Here is a 17,537-nt window from a genome sequence, read left to right on the forward strand (position 1 = left end):
AAAAACAAAAATATGATACGTAACTATTTCAAAACCGCCTGGCGCAATCTCTTCCGAAACAAGGGCTTTGCGCTGATCAATATCCTGGGGCTGGCCGTAGGGCTGACCTGCTGCCTGCTGCTGACGCTCTACCTGCAGCACGAGCTGAGCTACGATCGCTTCCACAGCAAGGGAGACCGCCTGGTGCGGGTGATCATGGAATACAAGATAGGTACTTCGGGAAATAAAGGAAACTTTACCAGTACCAAGGTGTTTCCCGAATTCAGGAGACAATTCCCGGAGGTGGTCAGCGGTACCCGCCTGAGCAGCAACAACCGCATTGTAAAGTACGGCGATAAAACGTGGATGGAAGATAACGTGCTTCACGCCGACTCTGCGTTTTTCGAACTGTTTGATTTCAAATTGCTGAGCGGGAAAGCCTCTGATGTGCTGAAAGCGCCTAACCAGGTGGTGATCTCCCGCTCACTGGCTGAAAAATATTTCGGGAAGGAAGATCCCGTAGGCAAAACCCTCCTGCTGAACAGCAGCCAGCAACCTTACCGGGTCACCGGGGTGTCGGAAGACTGCCCGTCCAATTCCCAGATCCGGTACAGCATGGTGGCTTCCATCTCCAGCTTCGGGCCTTTGCAGGAAGAAACCTATTCCAATGCCAACTACGTTACCTACCTCCTGATGGACCGGGCAGAATCACTGAATACCCTGCAGGACAAAGTAAACCGGTTCATGAAAAAAGAAACGGGTGACAGCGAGTTTAAAGTGAATTTCGACCTCGAACCTTTCACCCGCATTCACCTGTATTCTCCCTATGACGCTTTTACGCCCAATATCAATATCAGCTATATCTATATCATTGCAGGTGTGGCCGTGCTCATCCTGGTGATTGCCTGTTTTACCTACGTCAATCTTTCTACCGCACGAAGTACCGAGCGGGCGAGAGAAGTGGGTATCCGGAAGGTGGCCGGAGCCTGGCGTTCACAGCTCTTCTGGCAGTTTATCAGCGAGTCGGCAGTGCTGACCTTCCTGGCACTGATGATCAGCTTTTTGCTGGCCCTGGTGCTCCTGCCTTCTTTTAACACCCTGGCCGGCACTACGCTTTCGTATACCAGCCTGGGGCACCCACTGGTTTGGGGGGCGGCGTTGCTGGCGGCGATTACAGTAGCCCTCCTGGCCGGCAGCTACCCGGCGCTGATTCTTTCATCGTTTCAACCGGTCAGAGTGCTGAAAGGGGCGTTTAAGAATACGGGCTCCGGCAATGCCCTGCGCAAAGGACTGACCGTATTCCAGTTTGTCATCTCGGTTTTCCTGATTATTTCTACCTTTATTATCAGTTCGCAGCTCCGGTATATCCAGCAGAAAAAGCTGGGTTATGAGCGGGAAAACAGGGTGCTGCTGGGTATGGATCAGAACCTGAATGACAAGAGAGAGCTGGTAAAATCAGAGCTTAATTCCCTGGCAGCTGTAAGCGGGGTATCGCTGGCGTACGAAACCCCGGTAACCATCCGTGGCGGCTATAATATGAGCGGCAGTGACCTGAGCCAGACCATGGCCGTAACCGCTAACCCGGTAGATGAAGACTACCTTAAAGTGACGGGCCTCGAATTAATAGCCGGTTCCGACCTGAGTGCTCAGGATATCCGGGACGTCAGTAGCGAAGATTACACCGAGAACTACTTCCATTTTATCCTGAACGAGTCGGCGGCACGCGCGCTGGGCTGGAGCCCGGAAGAAGCCATCGGGAAGAAAATGTACCTCGATGAGTACAGGCCCGGAGAAGTGAAAGGAGTGGTAAAAGATTTCCATTTCGAGTCGCTGCACACCTCCATCCGTCCCCTGGTGCTCTTCCCGAGCCCCTGGGCCAATACGGCAATTGTGAGAATAGACGGCAATAACGTCCGGGAAACCCTGGCGGCCATTGAAGCGAAATGGAAACAGCTGGCGCCTTACCGGCCGTTTGTTTTCCGGTTTATGGATGAAGACTACCAGCAGATGTACAATGCCGAAATGCGCACCGGTCGCGTATTCAACATCTTTGCCTCCCTGGCTGTGCTGCTGGCCTGCCTGGGGCTCTTCGGGCTGTCGGCTTACGCCGTACGTCAGCGCGTAAAAGAGGTAGGTGTACGTAAAGTATTGGGCGCCTCCGGGCTGCAGATCGTTACCCTGCTTTCCTCCGGCTTTGTGAAGCTGGTGCTCATTGCGTTTGTCATTGCCAGTCCGCTGGCCTGGCTGGCCATGAACAAATGGCTGGAGCAGTTCTCGTACCGGGTAGAAACCGGTTGGTGGATCTTTGCGGCAGCCGGCGCAGTAGCACTGTTCCTGGCCCTGGTAACGGTCAGCTTGCAGGCCATCAGAGCGGCGGCAGCTAATCCGGTGAAATCATTAAGGACGGAATAATAATTGATGGAATGGGATTATTAAAGTCAGCAGGAATACCCATCTTATCCTGTTAAATAGATATAACGATGGTTAAAAATTATTTAAAAATCGCCTGGCGAAGTCTTACTGCAAACAAATTATCTTCTATGATCAATATAGGAGGGCTGGCTGTGGGTATGGCTGCCAGCTTCCTGCTGATGCTCTATGTGTACAATGAGTTTAGTTACGATAAGTTTAATAAGAACAGTGATCGTTAGAATTGAATATGCTGCTGAAAGTTTAGGTTTACTGCAATCTGTTTATGCAAAATACAGCCCGGATTATCCTTTCGAATATACGTTTACGGATGAAAGTTTTCGAAAAAAATTAGTAGATGAAAAGGTATTGGGTATCATTTCAGCAAGCTTTACCGTCCTGACCATTTTTATTTCCTGCCTGGGGCTATTCGGGCTGGCAGCCTTTTCGGCAGTGCAGCGTACAAAAGAAATAGGCATCCGTAAAATACTGGGTGCATCAGTTGGCAGAATCATATACCTATTATCAATCGACTTTTTGAAGCTGGTCATTATCGCTTTCCTGGTGGCTTTTCCTGTTTCCTGGTGGCTGATGAATGATTGGCTTGAGCATTTCTTTTATAAAGTAAGTATAGAATGGTGGATATTTCCGGCGGCAGGTCTGAGTGCTATCCTTATTGCTTTAATAACCATCAGCACACAGGCAATAAAAGCAGCAATAGCCAACCCGGTGAAAAGTTTGAGAACAGAATAAATGTAAAGTTGCAAAGTTGTTGTTTCGTGAAGTCGTAAAGTCATTTTTCCGGAAAGCGGGTACAGCCCGTCAGAAAAACAAAAAAACAAAAAAACAAAAAAACTATGATCAAGCTATTTTTAACAACCCTCGCGCGGCAGCTCTGGCGGAACCGCCTTTACACCTTCCTGAACATCCTGGGTCTCAGTGTATGCATCAGCGTGGCCTGGGTCATTTTCCGGATGGTAGATTATGAATACAGCTACGACCGGGAAATACCCGGGGCGGATAAAATTTACCAGCTGATTTCTAAAGACCAAAGCACAGACGGTGAAGTCAACGGTTTTGCTGGTGTCTCAAAGCCCGTGTATAAAGTGTTGAAAGACCAGATTCCCGGCGCAACGTTTACCATACCTGCTTTCTATAAATATTATCATCACGCTACCGTACCGGGCAAAGACCAGATCAGGCGTGTAAAAGACGGAGAAGAAACAGACCTGGAGGTGGTTTCTACCACGGCCGACTATTTCCGGCTTTTTTCCTACAGGTTCCTGGCCGGTGATGAGCGGAATCCCCTGGATGCTCCCGATAAGCTGGTACTGACGGATGTGCGTGCCCGCGCTTATTTCCCCGGAATGAGCCCCGGAGAGGTGATCGGTAAAACCGTAACCTATGATGACTCACTGGTACGGAGGGTCTCGGCTGTGGTAGCCGCCTTTGATTTTCCGAATAGCTTTGAATCCAATCATGAATTTATCGGCCTCCTGAAAGAAGATCTGGCAGATGATTTCTGGAGCGGGAAGTCGTCTAATGACCTGCTATTTATCCGGCCGGCTGAAGGCGCGCAGGTATCGAAGATAATGGCGCGGCTCAACGAGTTCAATACTGAACGGAATAAGGAAGCTTTTGAAAAATACAAATACCGTAGCTGGTATGATGTCATTCCGGTGTCAGAAAAGCATTTTGAACCCGGGCTGAGTGCCCAGACAAGGACTGCTGATAAAAAAGTGCTGAACGGGCTGATGATCACGGTGGCTTTCCTGCTGGTGCTGGCCTGCATCAACTACATCAACCTCAGCACGGCACAGCTCCCTCAGCGGGCCAAAGAAATAGGGATACGGAAAACCCTGGGCAGCTCCAAAGGTGGGTTGATCGTACGGTTTATTGTGGAAACGATGGTGGTGACTTCCCTGGCGGCCGTGATTTCCTTCGGTTTTACGTCTGTAGGGGTTCAGCTGTTCCGCGACTTCCTTCCCGAAGGACTTCAGAATTATATGAACTACGGCAGCATGATCGTTTTTATGGCCAGCCTGATACTGGGCGTCTCCGTGATCTCCGGGCTTTACCCGGCCTGGCTTTCGGCCCGGGTGAATACGGTAAATGTGCTTAAAGGGGTTACGGAAAAAACAGCAGGAAGAAATGGATTCTCGTTACGCAAAGGCCTGATTGTATTCCAGTTTTTTATAGCCCAGGTGTTTATCATAGGCAGCATAATTATCCACCGGCAGATACAGTTTTCACTCGATAAAAACCCCGGCTTTAATAAAGAAAGGGTGATCACGGTAGAGGTGCCCGACCATGTGGCCAATGACCGTGCCCTGAGAGACAAGATTAGAGTGCTCAAAAATGAGCTGGTAAGAAGCGCCTCTGTGGCGGGAGTTGCTATCGGTAGCCGGCCGATGGACAATAGCATGTGGGGCAATGTGCTGGTCCATTACAGGGATACCACGGAGTTCCAGTCTATGGTGCACATGAAATTCGGGGACACCGATTACCTGGGGCTGTACGGATTTAAATTGCTGGCCGGCAGGAATTTCATGCCTTCTGACACCATGAGCGAGATTATAGTCAACGAAAAGGCGCTGGAGGCTTACGGCCTGGGCACGCCGCAGGAAGCCCTGGGCAAAATGCTGGTGACTCCGTCGAATAAAGCCCGGGCATACTCCATTGTGGGCGTGGTCTCTGATTTTCAGCAGTTCGGGGTGAAATCAGAAATCAGCCCCTCTGTAATCGCCACGAAGAAAAGACCGGCTTCCATACTGAACATCAAGCTCCCTGAGCAGACAAAACAATGGCCGGCGGCTCTCAATACGATAGAAAATGAATGGAAAAAGGTGTATGGGGCCGTACCGTTCAAATACACTTTTTACGACGATACGATAAAGAAATTCTACGAAAGCGAGCAGCGCACCCGGAAGCTCGTTTCCGCGGCAACAGCCATTGCCATCCTGATCAGTTGCCTCGGCTTGTTCGGGCTAGCCACGCTCACGGCGTTTAGCCGTACCAAAGAGATCGGCGTACGGAAAGTGCTGGGCGCCTCCGTGTTTAATATCACCCGGCTTCTTTCCCTGGAATTTCTTTCGTTGGTGCTGATTTCGGTGCTTATCGCGTCGCCCGTTGCCTGGTGGATGATGAACAAGTGGCTGCAGGATTTTGTATTCCGGATCGAAATTCAGTGGTGGATATTTGTGCTGGCCGCCATGGCAGCGGCGGTCATCGCCCTGCTAACCGTGAGCTACCAGGCCATCCGGGCAGCCGTAGCTAACCCGGTGAAAAGCTTAAGAACAGAATAAATGTAAAGTCGTGTTTTTGTAAAGCCGTTTCTCCTCAGGGCAGAATATAGCTCATCAGAAAAACGAAAAAACAACTTTACGAAAAAACAAAAACCAAAAATATGCTAGAACTAAAAGGAATTTTTAAATGGGTGAACACCGGCGGAAACCGGGTATTTCTGCTGAAAGACGTGGACCTGAACGTAAAAGAAGGCGAGTTTATCTCCATCATGGGGCCTTCAGGCTCGGGCAAATCCACCCTGCTGAACGTGGTTGGTATGCTCGACGATTTCAACGAAGGCGAGTACACTTTCCTGCAGGAGCCGGTGCACACCCTGAAAGAGAAGCAACGATCGGCCCTCTACAGGCAATACATCGGGTTTGTGTTCCAGGCCTACCACCTCATTGATGAGCTCACCGTGTATGAGAACATCGAAACCCCGCTGCTCTACCAGGACACAAAGACAAGCGAGCGCAAAGCCCTCGTTGCCGATATGCTCGACCGCTTCAATATTGTAGGTAAAAAAGACCTCTTTCCGGCACAGCTGTCGGGCGGACAGCAGCAGCTGGTGGGCATAGCCCGGGCCCTCATCGCCAAGCCCCGCCTGCTGCTGGCCGATGAGCCTACCGGCAACCTGAACAGCAAACAAGGCGAAGAAATCATGGAACTCTTCTCCCAGCTAAACAAAGAAGGCATGACCATCATCCAGGTCACCCACAGTGAAAAAAACGCGGCCTACGGCTCCAGGATAGTTAATTTACTGGATGGAAGAGTAGAAATTTAAATAAATATAAAATTAGTATAATAAAAATTATATTAAATTATTAATTAAATAAATATATAAATATCTATTTAAAGTAACCGAAACTTCCGGCTCACCCCCTCTGCTCCGCGTAACAGCGGACAGCTCACCCGGTACCCGAACTAAGCACTCAGAACTAAGTACTCGGAACTAAGCGCTCGGAACTTATATGAACTTATATCGATTATGAAAAAACTAACTGTATTTATACTCACATTTCTCTATGTCGCCGCAAACGGCCAGACTACGCTTTCCCTGAAAGAATGCATTGAAACCGCCCTGAAAAATAACCCGGCTGTCAACCAGTCGGGTATCCAGGCTCAGAACAGCGAGATCCAGCTTCAGCAGTCACGGCTGAACAAGCTGCCCGGCGTGAATGCCTCGGTAGGCCACGGCATTAACCAGGGCCGCAGCATAGACCCCTTCACCAATGCCTACGTTAATAACCAGCTGGGCTATGGAAACTACGGGGTAAGCGCAGGGGTTGTTCTTTTCAGCGGTGGAGCGCTGAACAATGCCGTAGCCCGCGACCGTTTCGGGTACGAGGCGGCCCGCATGGACCTGCAGCAGGCCAAAGATAACCTCACCATTGAGGTGATCCTGGCCTACCTTACCGCATTGACCAATGAAGACGTACTTAACCAGATGCAAAGCCAGCTGGAGCTTACCCGGAAGCAGGTAGAGCGGCTGGAAGTGTTGAACAGGGACGGGAGCATTCCGCCCTCCCAGCTTTCAGACCTCCAGGGCCAGTATGCCGGTGAGCAATTATCTGTCATCAGCGCTACCAACAGCGTGGAATCTTCGAGGCTGAACCTTTGCCGGCTTATGAACGTGCCTTACAGCAGTCCCATGACCCTCGAAAAGATCAATCCCGAGCTCCCCGGCCTTTACGGAGCCCGGGCGGAGGAAGTGTATGAAACGGCCCTGCAGCGCTTTGCTGCTATAAAAGCCGCCGACTTCCGGGTGAAAAGTGCGGAGAAGGCCGTTGACGTGGCCCGGGGACAGCTCTGGCCTACCTTACGCCTGGGGGTGAATGTGAACACCAACTACTCCAGCGCGGCCAGCACCAGTACTCTCCTGAATACCAATACCGTGGCATCGTCTGATTTTGTAAGCATCGGCGGAGCCCAGTACCCGGTTATGCGCCAGGTAAGTAATTATGCCAGCGATAATATTCCCTATACCCGCCAGCTCACAGGCAACTTCTTTTCTTCCTTCGGTCTCTCGCTGAACATCCCCGTCTTCAACGGGCTGGAGCAGCGCAACCGGGTAAAAGTGGCGCGCTTAAACGTAAAAAATAATGAGATAGCCGCCCATGCCGCCAGAACCGGGCTGGATCAGGCCATAGACCAGGCTGCAATTAACCTGCAGACAGCCCTTGAGCGCTGCGAAACGCTGGAACGCCAGGTGCAGGCCTTCAAAGAGTCTTTCCGGGCTGCTGAAACCCGTTTTAACCAGGGGGTAGGCAATTCCATTGATTATCTTACGGCCAAAAACAACCTCGACCGGGCGAATATTAACCTGATCTCGGCGCAATATGAGGCGGTGTTACGGTCTAAGCTGCTCGACTTCTACAAGGGGGAAACGCTCTGGTAAAGGGGTATAATTTTAATATGGGGAAATGCTGTTAAAAGACCGTAAATTTTCAGAACTTTGTATCTCAATTCCAGATCGTAAGGTGCATGTTCGAAAACAGGAAATTTCCTATACTTATTTTTATTTATACCATCGGTGCCATTTACCTGCTCCGGCTGTTTTACCTGCAGGTCATTGACAAAGATTACCGCACTATCGAGGCCCTGAACTCTGTGCGTAAGGAAATCAGTATACCCCTGCGGGGCCAGATCTACGATCGTCACGGTAAGCTCATTGTAGCAAACGAGGAAGTATATGACATGTATGTGATCCCTCAGAAAGTACTGCCGTTCGATACCGTATCGTTCTGCCACCTTTTTGGCATTGATAAACCCTATGTAGATTCTATGCTGAACCAGGCTAGGAAATATTCCAAACTACGTGCATCACTTTTTCTGCGCCAGCTGTCGAAGCAGGAATACTCCGGCGTGATCGACGCCATGATCCAATATCCCGGCTTTCATTTTGAACAGTCGTTCTACCGTACCTACCCCGGTAATACCATGGCCAATGCCCTGGGTTATATTGGTGAGATTCCCAAAAAGCAATACGAGGAGCAGGAAATAGAATACTATCGTAAAGGTGACTACATCGGTCTGGCCGGCCTTGAAAAATACTATGAACTGGAACTGCGCGGAACACGAGGCAGCCGGATGGTACTCATGAACTCGAAAATGGAGGACAAGGGCTCTTATCACGAAGGCCGGTACGATACGGCCTCTGTGATCGGAAATAACCTGTACACCTATGTGGATCTGGGCGTTCAGCAGTTGGCCGATTCCCTTTTTCAGGGCAAAGTAGGCGCTGTAGTGGCCATTGAGCCTGCTACCGGAGGGATCATCGCTATGGGTTCTTATCCTACTTACGACCCCGCCCTGCTGTCGGGCCGGGAATTTCCCAAAAACTATGCGGTTCTTACCCGTAATCCCGACCGTCCCCTGAATAACCGGCCCGTATCGGCATTCTACCGCCCGGGGTCTACTTTTAAACTGGTACAGGCAGCTATCGGACTGGGCGATGGGGTCATCACTACTTCCACCTCTTTGTCAGGAAACAGTAAGTTTGCTATGCATAGCGCCGGGGAAACCGCTAACCTGTTTACAGCCATTATGAGATCAAGTAATCCCTATTTCGATAACGTTTTGAGACGGATATTGCACAACGACCCGAAAACGGGCCGTGCGATTCCGGTAGAAGAAGGGATGAAGCTATGGGACGAACAAATCATGCGCTTCGGTTTCGGGCGCCAGCTGGGGGTTGACCTTCCTTATGAAACCAAAGGACTGATCCCTACTCCCGAGAGATACGATAAAACCTACGGTAAAAATCAATGGAAATATTCGACCATCTATTCCATCAGTATTGGTGAAGGGGAATACGGGGTGAACGTGCTGAAGCTGGCCAATATGGCGGCTGTCTTTGCCAACCGCGGATACTGGATCACGCCGCACATTGTAAAGAGTACGGGCCTGGATGTGGCCAAAGGCAAAGCCACACCTACGGAGATCCATAAAACCGGGATAGATAAACGGCATTTTGAAGAGGTGGTCAAAGGTATGGAAATGGTGGTGCAGTCAGGTACAGGCCGTGCGGCTCAGATAAGTGGGGTAGAAGTGTGTGGAAAAACCGGTACTTCCCAAAACGCAAAGGGGAAAGATCATGCTATTTTTATTGCGTTTGCTCCCAAGCATAATCCAAAGATTGCAATTGCTGTAGTTGTAGAAAACGGTACATTTGGAGGAAGGGCTTCGGCGCCTATTGCCGGGATGCTTATGGAAAAATTCCTGAAAGGTTATCATAACCGCGAAGCATACAAAGAAAGCATAATGAACACCCGCTACACCACCGTAGCCGGAGGAAAATCAGTGAGAGAGGTAGAATAATATGGCAAGAGAAATAGACATCAAGAAGGGGTTGGACTGGACCACCGTATGGATTTACATCATACTGCTGGTCATCGGTCTGGTCAACATCTATGCAGCGGTTTACAACGTAGATAATCCCAGGCCCATCTACTCGCTGGATCACAATGCAGGTAAGCAGATCATGTTCATGGTGCTGGCATTTGTTATTATAATGATCATCCTGTTTATTGATTATAAAGTATACGATACCTTCGCCTACATTTTCTACGGGTTCTGGATACTCGTTCTTATTCTCACTATTTTTATAGCACCTGATATTAAAGGGTCGCACTCCTGGCTCCGGTTTGGGGGCTTCCAGTTTCAGCCGGCCGAGCTGGCCAAGACCATCACCCTGCTGGCGCTGGCCAAATACCTGAGCACCCAGGGGGTAACCGTCAGCAAGCTGGATAACCTGGTTAAAGCCTGCCTGCTTATCTTTATACCGCCCGTGATCATCATCCTGCAGAAAGAAACAGGCTCTGCGCTGGCTTTTGCCGCCTTTATCATCATCCTGTACCGCGAGGGCCTGCCCGGTGTTTACCCGGCCCTGTTTCTCGCCTTTGTGGCCCTGTTTATTCTCGGGCTCGTATTTGAAGACCAGATATGGATCGTTATTCTCGGCCTGGCACTGGTAGCGGTTTTATTCTGGTACCTCTTCCTGAAACGCTACGACAGAAATCGCCAGAACCTGCAGCGGGTCATCGGCCTTTTTATCCTTTTCAGTGCCTTTGTGCTGGCGGTAGATTTTGCATTTAACCATGTTTTTGCCCCGCACCAGCAGAACCGTATCCGGGTGCTGGTCAACCCTGACGTAGACCCCTTGGGCGCCGGCTGGAATATCACTCAGTCTAAACTGGCTATCGGCACCGGAGGATTAACGGGCAAAGGCTACCTGCAGGGCACCCAGACCAAATTTGACTTTGTTCCCGAGCAGTCAACCGACTTTATTTTCTGTACCGTGGGCGAGGAGTGGGGTTTTGTGGGCGTTTTTGTGGTCATAGGCCTGTATTTTATCCTGATTACCCGTATTTTTAACCTCGCAGAAAAGCAGAAATTCAAATTTGCCCGGATCTACGGCTACGGGGTAGCCAGCATCCTCTTCTTTCACCTGCTCATTAACATCGGTATGACCATCGGGCTTATTCCCATTATCGGTATCCCACTGCCCTTCATGAGCTACGGGGGCTCATCGCTGCTTTCGTTTACCATACTCCTGTTTATCTTCCTGAAGCTGGATGCGCACAGGAGCTACAAGGTGTAAAGGGCTGTTCAAAAAGGAAAATACCGGCCATTCCGCCTTTTCAGGCGCCGTCGCTTCCCAGCCAGTGATTGATAAAATCAGCACACAGGGAGGGAGCCTCGAACATACCGGCATGGGCAATCGTGTCCAGGATCAGCGCAGATGGCCGCTGCAGGAGCGCGGTTTGCTCCAGCGCCTTTTCCAGCAGCACAAACGTATCTTGTTTCCCCAGGATCTGGAATACAGGGAAGATGAAGGTTGGGAGGGTTTCCAGGTGGTCACGCCGGTTTTTCATGGATTCGGTAGCGCTGACCAGGGCTTGCGCGCTCAATTCCGAATACCTCCGGATATTCTGCGCCAGAAAATCAGCGTTTTCCTGCCTGAAGCCTTCGGAAAACATATTGGGATAAAAATTCTTAATAAAGGCGGCTGTACCGTTTTGCGCAATAAACGCACCGGTTTTATCCCGTTCTTTCTTCTTCTGTTCGCTGTCGGCCGCAGCAGAAGAATGGAAAAGACCAAGTCCGTGTACCTGGTCGGGGTAGCGGGCGGCATATTCCAATGCAATATACCCGCCCATGGAATGCCCGATGAGCACCGGTTTTTCAATGCCTTTCCCGGCCAGGAAAACCCGCAGCGCATTCGCATATTCCTCTATCGACACATAGCCTGTAAAGCCGGCATGATCAAACACGTGCGAGGTATAATACGAGTGAATTGCGGGCAGGAAATCTTCCCATACGGAAGAATCCTCACCAAAACCGTGTATCCATACAATATCCATAATCTTACCAGAGTACTTCCGGGTACTGGCCCTCTTCAATCAGCCTCCTGATCGCATTGCGCACAGGTTCCTTATCTTCCGGGTAAGTAACGCCGAACCAGTCAGAAGAATTGGTGAATACCTTGCACTTCCCGGTTCCCTCTTCCATCAGGTTGCTCATTACCTTCGGAATATAAAACTCGGCCTTTGGGGCATTAAAATTCGCACGGGCATACGCGTGGAACATCTTCTCGATCTCGGGGAAAACACCGGGTTTAAAGCCCCAGAAATTCATCGAAACGGGCGTATTATCGTCCAGGATCCGGGGCTCGCCCAGGTCGTGGAAAACGATGTTTCCGTCGGGCAGCCGCTCGATCTTCGTTCTTTCCACCACATCGGTAAGAAAACCCTCGTCATCTACGGTACATACTCCCCGGGATACGGTACCGTTTTCAGAAAGCGTATTTTTCAGCTGGTAGCTGATCAGTGTATGAATCGTTTCGTCAGTATCGTTTTTAAGAAAATCAGCAATGGTTTCAAAAGCTTCGCGACCGTAAAAATCATCGGCGTTGATCACGGCAAAAGGAGTTTGGGTATTCTTCCAGGCACAGAGCACGGCATGTCCCGTTCCCCAGGGCTTCTCGCGTTTTACATCGCTCAGGTCGGCCGGCAGGTACGAATCAAATCCCTGGATGGCAAAATCATACTCGATCTTTCCTTCCAGCTTGGGTCCGAACAGCCGGGTGCATTCTTCTCTCAGCTCTTCACGGATAATAAAAACTACCTTGCCGAAACCACTTCGTATGGCATCAAAAAGAGAATAATCAATGATCGTTTCACCGTTGGGACCGAAAGAATCAAGTTGCTTGATACCACCGTAGCGGCTGCCCATACCGGCAGCAAGAATCAATAATGTTGGTTTCATTTAAAGGTTTAAAAAATTTATATAATTAGCTATCGTGGTGCAAAAATAAGGCATGGACGCTCAAAAACGTTATCCGGGTGGAAATAATCCTGATGCTTATCCACGAAAACAATATTTATATCGATTGATTGCTCTTCCCCTGTCCGAATATTCGGAGATTTATATAAATTTCGGAATTAAAACCTAAACTGTAAAATATGAAGAAAGTATTTCTACTGTTGCTTCTTTTAGCAGGACAGTCGGCGGTTTTTGCACAACCCAATCAAAACGGGGTGCAGGATAAACGGCCCGGCTATTACTTATTTAAGAACGCTACCGTGCACGTGGATCCGGGTACTGTTCTAGAAGATGCGTGGCTCCTGGTAAAGGAGGATAAAATTGAGAAAGTCGGGAAAAACTTCGACTATCCGAAATCAACCCGGGTGATTGACCTGCAGGGGAAGCATATCTACCCTTCCTTTGTTGACATCTACTCCGATTACGGCCTTCCCGAGCTCCGCAGACCCATGGGAGGCAGGGGGAATTTCTATGAAATGAAATTCGAATCGGAAAAGCAGGGCGCCTATGCCTATAACCAGGCGATCAAGCCCGAAGTGAAAGCGGCCGAAATGTTCACCATCAATGCGAAAGCCGCTGAGGAGCTCCGTAAGATCGGCTTCGGTTCGGTGGTTTCCCACGTGAAAGACGGTATTGTCAGGGGAAATTCGGTGCTGGTTACCCTGGGCGAAGAAAAAGACAGCAAAGCGCTGCTGAGAGCCGATGTGTCTTCACACTATTCGTTCCTGAAAGGCATGAGCCCCCAGACCTACCCCGTTTCGCTGATGGGTTGTGTGGCTCTCCTGCGCCAGACCTACTACGATGCCGACTGGTATAAAAAGGCGAAAAACCTTCCGGAAAAGAACCTCTCGCTGGAGGCCTTCGCTGCCAATCAGAGCCTGCCTTCGGTTTTCCAGAGCGCCGGTTTCCACGATGCGCTGCGGATTGGTAAGCTGGGCAATGAGTTCGGCGTGAAATACATCATCAAATCAGGAGGTGACGACTACAAACGGATCGATGAGATTAAAGCGCTGAATACGCACCTCATTCTTCCGCTGAACTTCCCGAAAGCCCTGGATGTGGAAGACCCTGTGGATGCTGAGAATGTAGCCCTGGCCGATCTGAAGCACTGGGAGCTGGCACCGGCCAACCCGGCGGTAGTGGCTTCCAAAGGCATAGATTTCTCCTTCACGGCGTCTGATCTTCCTATGAAATCGGCATTCTTTACCCAGCTGCAGGCCGCCATCAAAGCGGGTCTGAGCAAAAAAGATGCCCTGGCAGCCCTGACGGTCAACCCTTCGCGCGTGCTGAAAATTGAGGACAAGGTAGGTACACTGAAAGCCGGGCTCCTGGCTAACTTCCTGATCACCGACAAAGAGCTCTTTGAAGAAAAGACCAAAATCCTGGAAAACTGGGTGCAGGGAGCGCGGTTTGTGGTCAATGACATCTCGCTGACCGATATAGCCGGTAAATACAATACCAATATACCGGGCTTTAACCGCCTCACCGTTTCCGGAGAACCCGATAAGCCCGCTTTGGAGCTGGCGCTGGATACCGTGAAGGTGAAGCCAACCGTAACCCGCGACAAAGACTTCCTGACCATCTCTTACCGCAAAGGCAACGAGGGCATCTCCCGCCTGACCGGCCTGATCTCGGGTAAAAAGATCAGCGGCCAGGGAGTAGATGCCAAAGGTCAGCCTTTTAACTGGAATGCTACTTTGATCGAAGAAAATGCAGCCGTTGCCAAACAGGATTCCGCCCGGAACGCCGGCCGCCCTGCTGCCGCAAAAGGAGCCGTGCTGTACCCGTTTGTAGCGTACGGAAACAAAGAGCTGCCTAAGCAGGAAGACCTGCTGATCAGGAACGCTACGGTATGGACCAACGAGAAAGAAGGTACTGTCGTTACCGATGTGCTGGTGAAAAACGGGAAGATCCATTCGGTAGGGAAGAACCTGGCGGCCGGCAATGCAAAAGTGATTGACGGTACCGGCAAGCACCTGACCAACGGTATCATTGACGAGCACAGCCATATTGCCCTGTTCTCGATCAACGAGGTAGAATCGGTTTCTTCTGAAGTAAGACAGGAAGATGTTATCAACTCTGAAGACATCAATATCTATCGCCAGCTGGCCGGTGGAGTGACCACTTCGCAGCTGCTGCACGGCTCGGCCGACTGTATCGGCGGTCAATCGGCTATTGTTAAGCTGAAATGGGGCGAGACACCCGATAAGCTGATCATCCCGGATTCTCCGAAATTTATCAAATTTGCCCTCGGTGAAAACGTGAAAAGAGGCAATGCCAGCACCACACCTAACCGTTACCCCATCACCCGTATGGGCGTAGAGCAGGTGTTTGTTGATGCCTTCACCCGTGCCATTGCCTACAAAAAAGAATGGGAAGACTACAACAAGGCAAAAGTGAAAACCAGCCTGACCGCACCGAAGAGAGATCTTGAGCTGGATGCGCTGGTAGAAATCCTGAACGGCGAGCGGAATATCACCTGCCACTCGTATGTGCAGTCGGAGATCAATATGCTTATGAAAGTGGCTGACTCCCTGGGCTTCAAAGTCAACACCTTCACGCATATCCTGGAAGGATACAAGGTAGCCGATAAAATGAAAGCAAGAAGCATCAACGGTTCTACTTTCGCCGACTGGTGGGCGTACAAAATGGAGGTAAAAGAAGCCATACCGTTTAATGCGGCCATCCTGAACAAAATGGGCATCACCACGGCCATCAATTCCGATGACGCCGAAATGGCCAGGAGACTTAACCAGGAAGCTGCCAAAACCGTTCTTTATGGCGGACTGACCGAAGAAGAGGCCTGGAAAACCGTTACGCTGAACCCGGCAAAAATGCTGCACCTCGACAGCCGCCTGGGCTCAATAAAGACCGGAAAAGATGCTGACCTGGTACTGTGGACAGACAATCCTTTGTCGATCTACGCCAAGCCGGAAAAAACCATCATTGACGGTGCCGTCTATTTTGACCTGGATACCAAGGATCAGAAAGACAAAGAGCTCCGGGATGAGAAAAACCGGCTGATCCAGATCCTCCTGGCTGAAAAAGGCAAAGGCGCCCCTACCGAAAGACCGGTGATGCGTCAGCGCCAGGAACATATTCACTGCGATGACATCATGGAATATGACGGAGTATCTGTTGAAAACCTTGACCTTTTCTTACGTATTTTAAACGCCAGCGGTAAATGAAAAAACTTATAATATTCCTATTTTGCCTGCTAACCGGGGCGGCGTTTGCCCAGAATCCGGGAGCGGGAAAAGCAGCGCCAGGCCCTGTTCTTTTCTACAATGCGCACATTTTTGTCGGTAACGGAACCGAGCATGCTTCGGGCTCCATGCTGATTGAAAAGGGGCTGATCAAAGAAATCTCGGCATCTGACCTTTCGGCCAAATATCCCAATGCCCAGAAAGTCAATGTGGAAGGGAAGCATATCTATCCCGGCATCATATCGCCGGCCAATACCCTCGGACTGGCCGAAATAGAATCCAGCCGGCCTACGCTTGACTACAACGAGCTGGGAGACTATAACCCCAATGTACGTGCCCTGGTGGCCTACAACACCGACTCGGAGATCATCCCTACCGTTCGCGGCAACGGGGTGCTGATTACCCAGGCTACACCTACCGGCGGAATTATCTCCGGGCGTTCATCTATTTTTTATCTGGACGGATGGAACTGGGAAGACGCCGTGCTGAAAGCCGATGACGGCATGTGGCTGCACTGGCCCAGAAGAATGACGCCCAGCTTCAATTTTCAGACCATGACCCGTGAGCTTCAGAAGAACGAGCGCTATCAGAAAACCATCGATGAGCTCCGCGAGCTCTTTGCCCAATCAGTGGCGCAGAAAGAAGGCGGCAACCCGTACGATAACCTGAAGCTGTCGGCCCTGAACGGGGTGCTTACCGGTGAGCAACGCCTGTTTATTGAGGCAGGAACCGACAAAGAAGTCATCGAGGCCGTTAATTTCTGCAAAGAAGCAGGCGTGAAATACCCGGTAGTGGTTGGATCGGTGACCTCCGAGCTGGCTATCCAGACGCTGAAAGAAAACAACGTTCCCATTATTGTCTCGCCTACCCACCGTTTACCCGATAGGGCAGACTCTGACGTATGGGAAGCCTATAAGCTGCCGGCTTACCTGGTAAAAAAAGGCCTGACTGTAGGGCTTCATTACAATGACTCTTACTGGAGAACCCGTAACCTGCCTTTTGTAGCAGGCAGCACAGTAGCTCACGGACTGACCAAAGCAGAAGCACTGGCCCTGATTACCTCATCCAACGCGAAGATCCTGGGGATCGACAAATGGGTAGGTACCCTGGAAACAGGCAAACATGCCACTTTTATAATCAGTGAAGGGGATATCCTGGATATGCGTACCGCCAAAGTAACACGTGCCTTCATCCGGGGCGCAGAGGTGAACCTCGACGACAAGCAGAAAAGACTGGCCAAAAAGTACTTCGAAAAGTACGGATTGGAGAAGTAAGCCGTATCACGGAACCCTCTTTCATCGCAGAGCCTGTCACCAACGGGCTCTGCGATTT

At 50.4% G+C, this 17,537-nt stretch carries 11 protein-coding genes; 9 read left to right on the forward strand and 2 right to left on the reverse strand.

What is annotated here, in order from left to right; translation table 11 throughout:
- The first annotated feature begins 12 nt into the window (after positions 1-12).
- The 7 genes from AB2U10_RS07635 to rodA all read left to right on the forward strand — a co-directional run bounded on the left by AB2U10_RS07635 (position 13) and on the right by rodA (position 11,275).
- Entirely contained in the window at positions 13-2,391 is a 2,379-nt protein-coding gene (locus AB2U10_RS07635; RefSeq protein WP_367915147.1) for an ABC transporter permease, read from the forward strand.
- 228 nt (positions 2,392-2,619) lie between these two features.
- The gene (locus AB2U10_RS07640; protein ID WP_367915148.1) at positions 2,620-3,141 is read left to right on the forward strand and encodes an ABC transporter permease; all 522 of its coding nucleotides are present in this window, start codon (positions 2,620-2,622) and stop codon (positions 3,139-3,141) included.
- Positions 3,142-3,245: 104 nt separating this feature from the next.
- Positions 3,246-5,693, forward strand: coding sequence for an ABC transporter permease (locus AB2U10_RS07645; protein WP_367915149.1), 2,448 nt, complete (start codon positions 3,246-3,248; stop codon positions 5,691-5,693).
- Between the two features lie 101 nt (positions 5,694-5,794).
- Complete coding sequence (locus tag AB2U10_RS07650; RefSeq protein ID WP_367915150.1) at positions 5,795-6,457, forward strand: ABC transporter ATP-binding protein; 663 nt, start codon at positions 5,795-5,797, stop codon at positions 6,455-6,457.
- A 204-nt stretch (positions 6,458-6,661) separates the two neighbouring features.
- Positions 6,662-8,071 (forward strand): TolC family protein, encoded by a 1,410-nt coding sequence (locus AB2U10_RS07655; protein ID WP_367915151.1) that lies wholly within the window; start codon positions 6,662-6,664, stop codon positions 8,069-8,071.
- A gap of 86 nt (positions 8,072-8,157) precedes the next feature.
- Positions 8,158-9,993 (forward strand): penicillin-binding transpeptidase domain-containing protein, encoded by a 1,836-nt coding sequence (locus AB2U10_RS07660; protein WP_367915152.1) that lies wholly within the window; start codon positions 8,158-8,160, stop codon positions 9,991-9,993.
- A 1-nt stretch (position 9,994) separates the two neighbouring features.
- Entirely contained in the window at positions 9,995-11,275 is a 1,281-nt protein-coding gene (gene rodA / locus AB2U10_RS07665) for a rod shape-determining protein RodA (protein ID WP_367915153.1), read from the forward strand.
- Between the two features lie 40 nt (positions 11,276-11,315).
- Here the strand turns inward: rodA and AB2U10_RS07670 are convergent, their stop codons facing one another.
- Positions 11,316-12,038 (reverse strand): alpha/beta fold hydrolase, encoded by a 723-nt coding sequence (locus tag AB2U10_RS07670; protein ID WP_367915154.1) that lies wholly within the window; start codon positions 12,036-12,038, stop codon positions 11,316-11,318.
- Between the two features lie 4 nt (positions 12,039-12,042).
- Entirely contained in the window at positions 12,043-12,942 is a 900-nt protein-coding gene (locus AB2U10_RS07675; protein WP_367915155.1) for a nucleotidyltransferase family protein, read from the reverse strand.
- Positions 12,943-13,139: 197 nt separating this feature from the next.
- On the opposite strand from AB2U10_RS07675, the gene AB2U10_RS07680 reads away from it, so the two are divergent.
- Together AB2U10_RS07680 and AB2U10_RS07685 are read left to right on the forward strand one after the other, a co-directional pair.
- Positions 13,140-16,187 carry an amidohydrolase family protein gene (locus AB2U10_RS07680; protein WP_367915156.1) on the forward strand — a complete coding sequence of 1,016 codons (3,048 nt, stop codon included), beginning with the start codon at positions 13,140-13,142 and terminating at the stop codon, positions 16,185-16,187.
- Positions 16,184-17,479 carry an amidohydrolase family protein gene (locus AB2U10_RS07685; protein ID WP_367915157.1) on the forward strand — a complete coding sequence of 432 codons (1,296 nt, stop codon included), beginning with the start codon at positions 16,184-16,186 and terminating at the stop codon, positions 17,477-17,479. Before AB2U10_RS07680 ends, AB2U10_RS07685 begins: the two co-directional genes overlap by 4 nt.
- The last annotated feature ends 58 nt before the right edge of the window (positions 17,480-17,537 follow it).

It is taken from the genome of Leadbetterella sp. DM7, from assembly GCF_040829825.2.
Taxonomy (GTDB): domain Bacteria; phylum Bacteroidota; class Bacteroidia; order Cytophagales; family Spirosomataceae; genus Leadbetterella.